Here is a 12,768-nt window from a genome sequence, read left to right as displayed (position 1 = left end):
CTAATCCTCCCAAATCGATGTCTCCAAATGATCTACGAACTTGCGTAACTTGCCGGCTAGCTTGCGGTTAATGGTTCCATCCTGGTACATTTGCTGCACCTTATCCCGCTGCTCTTGAATGGCTTTCAGCTTCATTTCAAGCTTTTGATCATCCACAAGACCATCCTTAGTCCAGCCTTTCCCCTGCTCTAGACGTGAGATTAGCTGCTCATAACTGCTTGCAATCTTCTCTACTGCTTTTCGGTTATTCTCGTTCTTACTCGCATTAACAGCAGCTATAGCTGCTTGGGCCATAGCAATTTTCGCTTCTCTTGCACATTCAGCCTGTCGCAGCATTTGTTGGCTAGCTTCCCCTTCATTCTGTCCTGAGAACATCCCCGCAAACAGCCGTCTAATCTCGGTAATCGATATTCTAATTTGAGAATTCAGACTCCTAGCTAGAAAGACTTCACTATGATCCAGGAATTCTTCCAGCTTCTGAGCAACTGAGGCGGGAATCTCATTGTTCTCCAGCAATTGGTTCAGCTCTTTGCGCTCGGCTTGCAGACCTACAATCCTTGCTTCAACCCCCAAGCGGCGGAAGTCCTCGAGTGCTGGATCATTCGCTTGGTCCTCACGGTTTAGACTATAAACCTTATCTCTAAATTCACTCAAAGCTGGCAATGCGGATTCCTTGCTCTCTTCTGTCATCATACTTTGCAGCATGGTTATACCGGCAGCAATAACCTCAGATTTGGCCACCTGCTCGGCTCCTGTATCACCTGATTCGGCAACCGACTCTTCTTTACCTGCTAGAATTGGCAAAAAGATACTGGCGATCAGCAGCGACATTAGAATAACACCTGCAGCGATAAAGATGATTAAATCACGCTCAGGAAATGGCGATCCATCCCCTAGAACAAAAGGAATCGAGAAAGCACCTGCTAAGGTAACCGCTCCACGCACTCCTGAAATGGTGAGGATTAATAGTGACTTAACTGACGATTTTTCTATTTTTCGCAGACGAGATCCCACTAGAGAGAACACATACACCCATAGAAACCGTAGTACAAACAGCAGCACGGTAATGGCTAATACATAACCAACGACCATAAGATTATCCACGGCCGTATCACGGTAGATTACTTCAATAACGTCTGGAATAGATAAACCGAGAATAAGGAAGACCAGACCGTTCAATATATAGAGTAGAACAGACCATGTACTGGCGGATACCAGTTGCAGCTTATACTGCGGAGATACAGCACGGTCCTTCTCCACCGCATGAATAATCCCTCCTGCAACCACTGCTAAAATGCCAGATACCCCTATCTCTTCACTGATCAGATAGATAATAAAAGGGGTTAGGATCTGCAGCAGCACATGCACCGTGATATCCTCCATCCCCAGCCTGCGAATAATTACACTTAGCCGGATCAGAAGAAAAGCCAATAATGCCCCGACAATCAACCCGCCTACAGCTATAACTACAAAGCTAATGGAGGCTTTCGGTAAAGAAAACACACCCGTAACTGCTGCGGCAATGGCGAAATTAAAGGCAACAAGCCCAGAGGCATCATTCATTAATGATTCACCCTCTAGAATGCGATGAATACTCTTCGGAAGATGCACCCTTCCAGCGATGGCGCTGACTGCGACTGCATCTGTCGGCGATAAGATTGCTGCCAGAGCAAATGCAGCCGCTAGTGGAATCGTTGGGATCATCCAGTTAATCGAATAACCAGCAATAAGCACCGTGGCAAAAACCAAACCCAGTGCCAGCATTAATATCGGGCCACGTAAGTTCCATAATTCATTTCTTGGTGTTCGTTTCCCATCATTAAACAAAAGCGGAGCAATGAATAACACGAAGAACAGCTCCGGTTCCAGTGTCATATGTATTCCCAAAGGCATTAACACAGCCATTACACCCAGACCAATCTGAATTAACGGTATCGGTACAGAGGGAATGAATCGGTTTATGATATTGGATATTGCGATAAGCCCCAGTAGGACGAGTACAACTAGAAAAGTCTCCAAACCACATCAGCTCCCATTTTTTATTTGATTATTATATCGCAAATTTTTAGTTGAGGGCAAAATCAAGCGTAAGGCGATCCTAAAGATCATTTTCATCTAGAAATTCCACAAAAAATACATCAAATGAATATTGACAAAAATATTTTTATGTGTTATAATAATAAATTACACTATTGAAATCATAATTTATTTTGAGTATTATATGCATTAGCCTAACGGCATCGCTCTTATTACCAATCATGGAGGGATCTTATGCATATTGCTAGTGGAATAGAAATGTTAGAGATTACAGCACAGGTTATGGGTGGCAGTGACACCATTTACCCCACATTGCTCTGGGATCAAAATTCAGCTGTACTCGTCGACACTGGATTTCCGGGCCTGCTCCCCATGTTCAAAGAGGCTCTAAAAGAAGCCCACGTACCTTGGGAACAACTACGTACTGTAATCATCACACATCAAGATTTAGATCATATTGGGAGCTTACCTGCCCTGTTATCAGATGAAAGCCTAAGCCTTACTGTTCTGGCTCATGAAATCGAAAAGCCTTATATTGAAGGAGAGCGGATGCTCCTTAAACACACCCCTGAAGCTTTAGCAGCGGCAGAAGCCATGATCCCCCCTCATGTACCAGAGGAATGGCGCCACGCTTTCCTATCCGTGTTATCCCATCCCCCTAAGGGAAGAGTAGATCAAACCCTCATGGATGGGGAAATGCTGCCTCTTGCCGGGGGAATTACGATTATTCATACACCAGGACATAGCCCTGGGCATCTGAGTCTGTACCATCATAATAGCCGTACGCTGATTGCCGCGGATGCGCTAACGGTTCAAGACGGTGAGCTGCATGGGCCCACTCCTTCGGCAACGCCTGACATGAAGTTAGCCTTATCCTCTCTGGCTAAGTTCTCTGAGTATGAAATTGAGAAGGTCATTTGCTATCATGGCGGGATTTATCGCGGTGATGCAAAGAACGAATTGCTGAAATTGCTGAAGAAAAAGAATAAGTATATACAAGAAGGCAGAGCCCGGATGGCTCTGCCTTCTTATTCATAGTTGATCCCTACTCGTTATACTCACTTAAGATTCCGAAACAACTGTAAAGCGCTCGCGAATATGCTGTGGTTGTTCAATCTCATCTACAATAGCAATCGCATAATCTTCATAGCTCACATAGCTCTCACCCTTGGAATTCACAAGCAGATTATCTTTACCTTTTACGTAAGACCCCGTTCTTGTCCCTATAGCAAAATTAGCGGATGGGCTAACGAAAGTCCAAGACAGGGAATCTGTACCTTGCAGAATCTCCAGGTTCTTCCCTTGATTCGTAGCCGTTGGCTTGATAAAGTCAGGGAAATCAGGGGTATCTATCACTTTAAGCGTCTTAGCTTCATCAACATATAGACTTCCCGCACCTCCAACTACAATCAATCTTGTGTTAGGGGCATCCTTCAACGCTTCAATAAGCACATTGCCGGCCTCCACATGCAGATGCTCTTGTCCAAACGGTGCTCCAAAAGCATTTACCACCACATCAAAACCCTTTAAATCTTCAGCGGTAAGTGCAAATACATCCTTTTCGAAAACTTTTGCCTTCTTATTTGTAACTTTCGATGCATCCCGTACAATGGCTGTAACTTCATGGCCTCTATCTAGCGCTTCCTGAGTGATTCGGCTTCCGGCTTTTCCACTTGCTCCAACAACTGCGATTTTCATAAGCTTGTCCTCCTGTATGTGTTTACGATATTTTTATTTTAGAATTTATATTAAGGAGATTCTGAACGATGGTTCTATCGATATCCAGATCAAACTTCCTACCCCAAAAGCATTCTTTACCAGCGGTACGAGTGATCCGTTCATAATCTTCTAGCGTTAACGTTCGAGGATAATCCGGTCCTGTTTCCCAGTCTGTATACCTTTTAATTTCACTCCGTACATTGCTCTTAAAAGCACTATTCAAAATAATCGTATGGAAGAAGATTTCATCACCACATAGTGAGTTCTTAAAAAATCTAACATACTCCGGAGTAGTAGAAATGAACTCCATGATGTATTCCATACATCCACCTGTAATGGACATCCAGTTCGAGCCTTTGTATAGTGCTTTTGGGAGAGCGTCCAACCTTCTTTGCAGGAACGGAACACTCATTACTAATTTAATATACCTCATTCTAATAGCTGCCATACGTCTGGTTCTTGAGATCAAGAATCTAGGATAATAAACCGATACTCGCTCATAACACCCCCACGTTTCAGAAACGTTCGGTAATTGGAGATACTTCACAAATTCATCCCCCTGATTCTCCTTAAAGAAATCAAGAATAACTTCATTGGAAGCAAGGGGCATATCCTGACCACTTATAATGTGAATATAACTGAACTTCCCATGTTGTTTGATCAGCGCAAAACACTTCAAAATACATTCAATCTGACTATAATGTCCCCACTGTACATCAATAGACTCTTTCACAAAATGGATATCATCACGATGGGTAATGTCAGCTTCAATATCACTTTTCTGATCGACATGCAGGAAAAACTCGACGGATTCACTAGTTAAACTATCGATTAGCATATTGATCTGTTCAGAATTTTTGTGACAAAGGATCACATACGCCATTTTGAATGATTCCAACAACCTTCACCCTTCCGACCATCTATTTCCAAATATTATAAAATAAATGGACGAGAATGAATAGTTCTTTCTATCCATATAAAGGTTTATTTTCCCAAAGATTAGTTATTTCGTGTGACTCTGCACGATGAGTCTGATCCCAATGTTCCAAGGATCTTTGAATGTAGGGTCCCCGTTCTCTTCCACAACAGTGTAGCCAGCCTGCTGAACACGCTCAACGACAGCCGCACGTTCCTCTTCATTCGGAAAAAGTAAGGTGAAATAATCAATTCCTACTGCATCAGCAGGAGCCGCAGGCGCACCTTGCCCCGCCCAAATATTCAACCCAATATGGTGATGATACCCACCTGCGGAGATGAACATTGCCGCACTGCCATAATTAGCTACTAGATCAAATCCAAGCAAACCAACGTAGAACTCCTTCGCCTTAGTTAAATTACCTACATGAAAGTGCACATGACCGATCACTGTTCCAGCAGGCACCCCGTTCCATTGCAAACCTTCAGAAGCTGCCAACAATCCATCTACATCTACTGGATCCGTTGTCATCACTACATGACCTTCTGCATCATACTTCCATGTATCCTTAGGACGATCTCGATAAATTTCGATTCCATTGTTGTCTGGATCCTGAATGTACAGCGCTTCACTCACCAAATGATCCCCCTGACCTACTTCAATCCCTGAAGCAATCAAGTTGCGAACAACAAGTCCCAAGCTCGGACGATCCGGAACAAGGATGGCAAAATGATACAGTCCAGCCACAGAGTTCGGCCGAAGCACCCTTGCATTCTCAATCTCCCGCAGAATCAATAACACATTCTGGCCATCAGCAGTCATTTCTACCTCACGGCCAGATTGCCGCAAGACACTTAGTCCCACAACGTTCTTATAAAAAGTGAGCGAACGCTCTAAATTACTTACCCTAATTTGTACCAGACCAATTGCTACGTCCGGATGAAGTGTTGTTTTAGTTGTCATAATGTTTCCTCCCAATATCCTGTAACTTGTTCAGTTACAAATTAACTATCTTTAGTATAGTTACCTTCTATATGTTTGTCAATTACCAATAAAAAAATCATGCCGACTGATTCACAGCCAAACATGATTCATAACATCCTTAGAAGAGCTATTCCTGTAAATATTCAGATACACTGGACTCCAGAAGTCCAATTAAGTCTTCATCCATATACTTATAATTATCTGATATATTCAGACAAATTATTCTTTTGCCGATTACAATGTCTCTAAATTTATCTTGAATTCTTCGAACATGCTTCTTCTCCATCACAAAAATAACATCCGCCCAGCCCACATGCCCCGCAGAAAGTTTAATTCTGGCTTGATCCTCTGTTCCAGCAGATCTTACTTCATGACCGTCGATTCCTTGAAATATCTTCTCCGCAGTTAGACTCCGCCAACGATTCTGGCTGCAGACGAACAGTAGTTTAATAGAGCGCACCTTCCTTATCCGAGTAAAACCTTATTTTGTTTGTCCGTTCAGATAAACTCTCCTATTTAAGGAGGCTTCCGCAACCCATTTTGATAATAAGTCTTTGTTAAAAAGATATTTATTGTCTACATTTATATAAGGAAAGGGAGTACCAGGAAAAGACCCAAGCTTTTTTAAACTATTATGCTCCGTTGTAATAATATTCATCACCTGAGCTTCGGTCAAATTCAAGTATAAGGCCGTCTCTTTAATATCCATAAGCAGCTTATCCGCTGTTGTTATCGATGGAGTCTGTTCTTGATCGACTTTCGTTTCTTTATCACCATTAATAAATGAACATCCAATAATAAATGAAATCCCTAGAATAAAACTCGCTAGGACGATATAAATCTGATTTGTTTTCATGGCCCCCTCCTCTCTACTCCTCATATTCAATCAACCAACAATCTCTTAATTCTCCTTCATGCATTTCATGCTTCTCAAGGTATTTCTTCTTTACAAAGCCACTTTTCTCATACACCCTCAGTGCTCTCTTATTCCAAGCTTGCGGGTCCATTACGATTTTATCAGCCTGTTTGTTTTCAATAAGATAGTTAACTGTTTTTTTGATGAGCTGCGAGCCTATGCCTTGGTTCCACCACTCCGCCTCACCAATGAACTGGTCCATCCCGAATATTTTACCTTTAAATTCAGTATAACCGTATTCCTCCACTTCTTCTTCATCAATCAGATAGAACTGGAGGTATCCTATATCCTGCTCCCTATATTGCACAATACACCGCGTGACTTCATCTCGATCCTCATAAAAATGCTTCCTAACCAACTCCAGATCATGCGGTCGATCACGACCTTCGTAAAATTCCAGTACAACAGGATCTGAGAGCCATTTCATAAGCAACCCAGCATCACCCGGTTCGAGCGCTCTTAGCCTGATCTCTTGCTGCTCAAAAATAATCATAGCGCACCATACAGTTCTTTAAGAGGTCTGTAGCTTAGATGTTCTTCGATTTCCGTAACGACAACCCCTTGCTCGGTGTCCATCACACGGTAGGCTTTGGCTTCTTCTCTGGTAGACATCACCTTAAATTCATGATCTTTGTAGATGATGCCACAGTTATTATCCACTGCGATGCCAGGCAACCCTCCACCTTTAACCATACGCGAAAAATCCTCAACCCGAATATCCTCATTATAATGCGGACAATGAATACCAGGCAGAATACCCATTGCTTCAAGTTTAATATACTGCCATTCCCCTTGGTCGTCGAACGCTTCAGAGTCACTATGCCCATATTCAAACCAGCAAATGGAACCTGCACTCAGCCCTGCTAATACGGTCCCAGAGGTGTAAGCATCTTTTAGAAGAGCAGCCACACCGGTATTGTTCCAAATCTCCAGCATTTTTCGGGTATTGCCTCCACCAACATAAATCAGATCAGCGGACGTAATAAGCTCAACGATTTCTTCATGGGTATAGGTTTGACTCACAAGTAATAAATGACTTGTCTCACAGCCTAGAATCTCGCCGTACACTTTGTTGAACGTATCACAATAACCTGGAGCATCACTACTAGCTGTTGGAATAAATAATGCTTTCGGATTAGCTTTTTGGGTTAACTTCACAACTTCACGATCCATTTCTAGCGTTTCTAGATCGATTAGTTCTCCCCCACCTATGACCACGATAGTCCCCATAATCTCCCCTACTTTCACTAGGATCCGCTTTCTCCCTTTCCGTATTCCTCTGCTAGGATGCTGTAAATCTCCAAATCAACGAGACCTTTACCTGACCATACATGAGCTTGCCTTAACGTTCCCTCTTTCATAAAGCCACTTTTTAGGAGCACCCGCTTGGACCGCTCATTAAAAGGCATGACCTCTGCTTGGATTCGATTGACCTCTGCAGTTTCAAATAAATATTTTTTCACTGCTTGAATCGCCTGAGTTGCAATTCCTTTTCCCCAATAAGATTCCGCTAAAAAATACCCAATTGTAACCATATCCACTTTTTGATTAAAATCCATAGCTTCGATGATACCTAGCAGTATGTACGGATTATTTTTGCGGAAAATCCCCCACTTCACTCTTACCCCTTTGTTAAAATCCCGCTCGAAATGTCCAATCATATTTTTCACTGTATCTTTATTATGCTTCGGAATAATACCACAGTACTCAAACACTTGATCATTGCTATAAATTCCGAATACCTCTTCGAGGTTACTAACTTCAATCTTTTTTAGTGTTAAGTGTTCAGTTTCTAAAGTAGGGAAATGCTCAAATACGTGACTAAGCTTCAATTTGTTCCCTCCGTTACTTTTTTGGTATTTCTATCCCCGCACATTTCCCCTGTATTGCGCAGTTCTAAGCTCTCGTATATATGGCTCTGTAGCTGGCATAACCGCGTCTACGGCTTGTTGAATGGCTAACTCAATATCATAAGGGACTCTTACAAATTGTATGTTCAAAGAAGCTCCTGTCACTCCTCCATACTCCCCCTCCAAAATCACATAAGATGCCTGAGTCACATCCAGAGGATTCCCCACGCTGCCTACATTAAATAAAGTCTTCCCTTCTATATGTTGAATAAAAGCATTATGAATGTCCCCATAACCAACGATATCCGCTTGTCGCTTCTCCTGGCACAGATCGGAACAACCAAACATAGACAGTCGTTTCTCGTAATCGTCCCAAGGCTGAATCCGTTCATAGTAGCTTCGCGGCGAAGCATGAAATAACCGAATAAACTTACCACTCATCATAAACTCAATCGAGAACGGTAATGTACCCAAATAAGCAAGACGTTCTTTCCCTAACAATTTCCGGCTCCACCGGGCCATTTCAAAATCAACATCCTGATTCATTAAATCATCCCAGTTTCCCATAACACTGATTTCACAATTGTTCTTAATGATATCAACGGCTAGATCTGAATTCGGCCCTTTTCCAACAATATCTCCCAGGCAAAATATCCTGCTAATTCCACGCTGCTTAATATCATCCAGTACGGCTGTCAAAGCCGGGATATTTCCATGTATATCTGAGATTAATGCGATTTGTTCCACTGTAGATCCTCCGTTCATTTTTCCACTTCAGCTGTGTAAACTATATAGATTGTATTATACCCTCTATCTTTTGTTACCTACCTTCTAAATACAGATTCTATAATTATGTCTTACTTCCCTTCTTTGAGTCATTAGTCCTCTAACCGAGCCATTGAACAGCCTTATGATTATGAGAATTTAAAATATGATTGCAATAACCGACATGATGTTGGATGTGCCTGATCTGCATTAGAATAACATCAGCCTTAGTGAATTCGTTATATACGTCACAAGGTTCGAAAATAGACTGGTCGTTTAATGGTTCTATAAAAGAGTGAGACTTTTCTATCATTTCTTGCACATAAGCACCCATTTCCGCTTTCGTCGGATCCTCCGTACATTCCTTATCCAAATCAGGTGTGATATCTTTATTTAAGGTAGGTATGTGAAATACTTCACTTCCTTGTCTAAACCAAAATTGAATCCCCGTAATGGCATGAAAGATATGCTTCCAATAATTCGTTTGTCGGTCAAACCAAAGCTCATCAGGACATTCTTCTACTAATCGAGTAAGCATCTCTAACGTTGGCTCAAACTGACCCTTTAAGACATCAACCATAGTAGTATTCAAAAAAATCAGCCTCTTTTCTATTTTTTTATAAAACCCCTTAGTCTCTGCAAAAAAAAGACCACAATCACGTTAGCACATGTTGTGGTCTTCATTCTACGTTGTGATATGGAGTAGTTATATTACAGGCATTTCATTTACAATCTGCTCCAAAGTAACCTCCTGAAGGACGTTCTCCATCGCCTTTTGCGCGAGTGAGAACACCGGTACAATGGCACTGGCTATATTTTTGCCGACTGGACATTCCGGATTAGGATGCTCATGAACCGAGAACAACGAATCCTCCTCCACCGCGTTTACTGCCTTATAAATCTGAAGTAGTGTAATCTCAGCGCTACTACGTGAAAGCGAGGCTCCTGCGACTCCTGGGCGGGCTGTTACCAGTCCTGCTTTTTGCAGCATACTCGTTAGCCGGCGAATAACTACAGGGTTTGTGTTCACGCTACCAGCTATCCACTCCGAGGTACTTTTGCCCTCTTTATTACTGTCAATTAACGTTAATATATGAATGGCTACCGCAAATCGGGTGCTGATGTTCACTATAAATCTCTCCTTTTGCCATACTACCCGGCTAGTAACAAGTGCATTAATCAGATGCAACAATAATAGTTACATTTTATGCATTTGTCAAACACTTGAGGAGATAGCACTTCAGGATCATAATTAATGAATATTATGCTTTTTGAAATTACCGCCTTTAACTTCTGCTACATCATATACTACAACAAATGCGTTAGGGTCAATTTCATGAATGATATCTTTGATTTTGCTTTCTTCCAGACGGTTAATTACACAGGTGATTTCTTTAAACTGTTCATTGGAGTAACCGCCGTATGCATCTGTATAGGTTGCCCCACGACCCAATCGGTCACGAATCGTCTCTACCATAATTTCCGGTTGAACGGTGATGATTTTAAAAGTTTTAGATCCGCTCAAACCTTCTTCAACAATATGTATTACTTTAGAAGCAATAAAATAAGCAAGTGCGGATAGAATCGCTCCTTGTAGACCAAATGCTGTTGAAACAACAATAAAGACAAACATGTTTAGGAACAAGATCAGATCACTAGTCCCAAAAGGTATTTTTCGTGAAAGTAATACGGCTAACATATCTATCCCATCTAACGCCCCACCATTACGTAACGCTAACCCCATTCCAAAACCGATGATAATCCCGCCAACAACAGTAATTAACAATGTATCTCCTTCAATAATCGTTGGCACATGGTGCATAAGGCTTGTACCAATGGCTAGTGAGGCAATACCGATAATGGAATAAATAGCAAAACTTTTACCAATTTGCTTATATCCTAACCAAACAAAAGGGATGTTAATTATAACAATTAGCAGCCCTAACGGTAATCCAAACAGCTGTGAACCAACGATACTTAGGCCTGTCACACCACCATCCGAAACATTGTTAGGTATTAATACGGATTCTAGACCATATGAAGTAATAAGTGCCCCTATAATAATTAATATGACTTTTGAAAATATCTTCAGCTTATTTGATTTTTGATGCTGTCTTATTCCATGCATTCCATTTCCCCACTTCAAATTAGTTTTTTATATCACTGCAAGTGAAAAACATCTACTGGACAAAAGCCGATAAAAAATAGTCTATAACAATTTTCACTACTTTGGCAAATCAGACGCCGCTAGTATGATATCTATTATTTTACCCATATGACTTAAAATAATCTTATCGTTCCATAAAAAATGAAAAAACCAGACTACGAAAATTCGTAATCTGGTAATCTTCTCTATCACACCTTCATGTATTCGTTATATAATTCCTCAAAAGTATCGTATCGTTCAACTTTCCTTCCCACCTTATTATATTCTTCCAGATATTCATCCATGACCTGCAGGAACAGCTCTTTAAATAAATGCAGATGATCTGAATCAAAATACTGCATAATATCAAACTTTTTTGTTCCCCTTGATTCTGTCATTTCATCAAGAAAATTTTGTATGCCCATGGCTGCATAATAAGCATAAGATTTATCATTTAATTCCACACTTGCTATAACCTTATTGCGGCAGTTACACCATAATTCCTCAAAGGTGCCACCAAGACTATCATAGGTTGGGACAGGCTGAATCACAAAATCCTTATACATTTTATTATATAAATCATTGACGCTTTCTAAAAATCTATATGATGCACTTCTGATTTCAACGATTGTCTTCGCATCGATCACAGCCATATATATATTTTCAAAATCATCAGGAACATAACGATACATAGCTATTTCCTCTAGGTATCTCTTAAGTCCCCTTTTAAAATAGGTATTGTTTAAATGTGTTAGAGCATTTACCAAATTGTATACAACTTCACATGAAGCATACCTCACTGCTCCGATATCTTCAGAAAGTAATGTATTCGTATATTCTTGTTTTGCTATGTCTATATTCTTTTTCGCTCTACTAATACATTCACTCCCTATAGGCTTTGCCAAAGCATCGAGAGCTCTCTGTTTATATAAACTTAGCTTTTCCAGATATTCGGGTTTCGCACAATATAACAGTTCTAAATCTATCAGACACGAAATCATGGGGCTCTCAAGATTCGCTTGATCTTCTATCCTTGTTTCCCATGGCGTACAATATATGTCGTAGCCAACATCCTCCAAAATAAAACACGAAGATATCCCCCAGCCTTTGGCCGTGTTATTAATTATGATTAGATCTAGATCGCTTTTTTCATGAAAATCTCCGGTACTGAAAGAACCTGTAAGCCCAATGATTGCAATGTCATCAGGAAAATCTCTCTTAGCACGTTCAATAACCATACTAATTAGTCTGTCATTTTTATTTAAAATTTTTTGTCTAATATCAGCATCCATATCCAATTCACCTCTAAGTTCAATTTAATTCCATTGTATATGGATATCTCTCAAGTAAATATCCCGACTTTATCTATATTTAATCTATACCAAGTACAAGCTCTCCTCCTTCCAGGTAAACAAATAACGCGCTGGTGAGAGAC

15 protein-coding genes are annotated in these 12,768 nt (G+C 40.9%); 1 reads left to right on the top strand and 14 read right to left on the bottom strand.

The features are described 5' to 3' along the window. On the bottom strand, window positions 1-2,019 hold the full coding sequence (locus NSU15_RS12005; RefSeq protein WP_339290578.1) for a Na+/H+ antiporter: 2,019 nt from the start codon (window positions 2,017-2,019) through the stop codon (window positions 1-3). A gap of 252 nt (window positions 2,020-2,271) precedes the next feature. On the opposite strand from NSU15_RS12005, the gene NSU15_RS12000 reads away from it, so the two are divergent. Then, a complete protein-coding gene (locus NSU15_RS12000) occupies window positions 2,272-3,075 on the top strand; it encodes an MBL fold metallo-hydrolase (RefSeq protein WP_339290576.1) in 804 nt (267 codons plus the stop codon). A gap of 24 nt (window positions 3,076-3,099) precedes the next feature. Here the strand turns inward: NSU15_RS12000 and NSU15_RS11995 are convergent, their stop codons facing one another. The 13 genes from NSU15_RS11995 to NSU15_RS11935 form a co-directional block, all read right to left on the bottom strand. After that, on the bottom strand, window positions 3,100-3,735 hold the full coding sequence (locus NSU15_RS11995; RefSeq protein ID WP_339290574.1) for an NAD(P)-dependent oxidoreductase: 636 nt from the start codon (window positions 3,733-3,735) through the stop codon (window positions 3,100-3,102). Between the two features lie 22 nt (window positions 3,736-3,757). Further along, a complete protein-coding gene (locus NSU15_RS11990; protein WP_339290572.1) occupies window positions 3,758-4,639 on the bottom strand; it encodes a beta-1,6-N-acetylglucosaminyltransferase in 882 nt (293 codons plus the stop codon). A 120-nt stretch (window positions 4,640-4,759) separates the two neighbouring features. Next, window positions 4,760-5,635 (bottom strand): VOC family protein, encoded by an 876-nt coding sequence (locus NSU15_RS11985; RefSeq protein WP_339290570.1) that lies wholly within the window; start codon window positions 5,633-5,635, stop codon window positions 4,760-4,762. Window positions 5,636-5,783: 148 nt separating this feature from the next. Next, on the bottom strand, window positions 5,784-6,107 hold the full coding sequence (locus NSU15_RS11980; RefSeq protein ID WP_339291327.1) for a protein tyrosine phosphatase: 324 nt from the start codon (window positions 6,105-6,107) through the stop codon (window positions 5,784-5,786). 30 nt (window positions 6,108-6,137) lie between these two features. Then, window positions 6,138-6,512: a hypothetical protein gene (locus tag NSU15_RS11975; protein WP_339290568.1), complete on the bottom strand. Its 375-nt coding sequence runs from the start codon at window positions 6,510-6,512 to the stop codon at window positions 6,138-6,140. Window positions 6,513-6,525: 13 nt separating this feature from the next. Then, complete coding sequence (locus NSU15_RS11970; protein ID WP_339290566.1) at window positions 6,526-7,065, bottom strand: GNAT family N-acetyltransferase; 540 nt, start codon at window positions 7,063-7,065, stop codon at window positions 6,526-6,528. After that, the gene (locus tag NSU15_RS11965; RefSeq protein WP_339290564.1) at window positions 7,062-7,802 is read right to left on the bottom strand and encodes a peptidase E; all 741 of its coding nucleotides are present in this window, start codon (window positions 7,800-7,802) and stop codon (window positions 7,062-7,064) included. The genes NSU15_RS11970 and NSU15_RS11965 overlap by 4 nt, the downstream gene beginning before the upstream one ends. A gap of 17 nt (window positions 7,803-7,819) precedes the next feature. Next, entirely contained in the window at window positions 7,820-8,404 is a 585-nt protein-coding gene (locus tag NSU15_RS11960; RefSeq protein ID WP_042126715.1) for a GNAT family protein, read from the bottom strand. A 30-nt stretch (window positions 8,405-8,434) separates the two neighbouring features. Next, window positions 8,435-9,169, bottom strand: coding sequence for a metallophosphoesterase family protein (locus NSU15_RS11955; protein WP_042126713.1), 735 nt, complete (start codon window positions 9,167-9,169; stop codon window positions 8,435-8,437). Window positions 9,170-9,308: 139 nt separating this feature from the next. Continuing rightward, window positions 9,309-9,779 (bottom strand): DinB family protein, encoded by a 471-nt coding sequence (locus NSU15_RS11950; RefSeq protein ID WP_339290562.1) that lies wholly within the window; start codon window positions 9,777-9,779, stop codon window positions 9,309-9,311. A 114-nt stretch (window positions 9,780-9,893) separates the two neighbouring features. After that, complete coding sequence (locus NSU15_RS11945) at window positions 9,894-10,316, bottom strand: Rrf2 family transcriptional regulator (protein WP_339290560.1); 423 nt, start codon at window positions 10,314-10,316, stop codon at window positions 9,894-9,896. A gap of 123 nt (window positions 10,317-10,439) precedes the next feature. Further along, window positions 10,440-11,315 (bottom strand): YitT family protein, encoded by an 876-nt coding sequence (locus tag NSU15_RS11940; protein ID WP_339290558.1) that lies wholly within the window; start codon window positions 11,313-11,315, stop codon window positions 10,440-10,442. A gap of 227 nt (window positions 11,316-11,542) precedes the next feature. Then, window positions 11,543-12,625, bottom strand: a complete 1,083-nt coding sequence (locus NSU15_RS11935; protein ID WP_339290557.1) for a nucleotidyltransferase domain-containing protein — start codon at window positions 12,623-12,625, stop codon at window positions 11,543-11,545. Between the last annotated feature and the right edge of the window lie 143 nt (window positions 12,626-12,768).

The sequence above is a fragment of the Paenibacillus sp. FSL E2-0201 genome (genome assembly GCF_037963325.1).
GTDB lineage: Bacteria > Bacillota > Bacilli > Paenibacillales > Paenibacillaceae > Paenibacillus_AQ.
The sequence above is the reverse complement of the archived record's forward strand: the minus strand, read 5'-3'. Positions and strand labels throughout refer to the sequence as shown.

Bases quoted from the DNA above. Each gene is read 5' to 3' on its own strand.
- NSU15_RS11965 (WP_339290564.1), bottom strand. From the start codon at position 7,802: ATGGGGACTATCGTGGTCATAGGTGGGGGAGAACTAATCGATCTAGAA.
- NSU15_RS11990 (WP_339290572.1), bottom strand. From the start codon at position 4,639: ATGGCGTATGTGATCCTTTGTCACAAAAATTCTGAACAGATCAATATG.
- NSU15_RS11995 (WP_339290574.1), bottom strand. From the start codon at position 3,735: ATGAAAATCGCAGTTGTTGGAGCAAGTGGAAAAGCCGGAAGCCGAATC.
- NSU15_RS12000 (WP_339290576.1), top strand. From the start codon at position 2,272: ATGCATATTGCTAGTGGAATAGAAATGTTAGAGATTACAGCACAGGTT.
- NSU15_RS11970 (WP_339290566.1), bottom strand. From the start codon at position 7,065: ATGATTATTTTTGAGCAGCAAGAGATCAGGCTAAGAGCGCTCGAACCG.
- NSU15_RS11935 (WP_339290557.1), bottom strand. From the start codon at position 12,625: ATGGATGCTGATATTAGACAAAAAATTTTAAATAAAAATGACAGACTA.
- NSU15_RS11985 (WP_339290570.1), bottom strand. From the start codon at position 5,635: ATGACAACTAAAACAACACTTCATCCGGACGTAGCAATTGGTCTGGTA.
- NSU15_RS11975 (WP_339290568.1), bottom strand. From the start codon at position 6,512: ATGAAAACAAATCAGATTTATATCGTCCTAGCGAGTTTTATTCTAGGG.
- NSU15_RS11940 (WP_339290558.1), bottom strand. From the start codon at position 11,315: ATGCATGGAATAAGACAGCATCAAAAATCAAATAAGCTGAAGATATTT.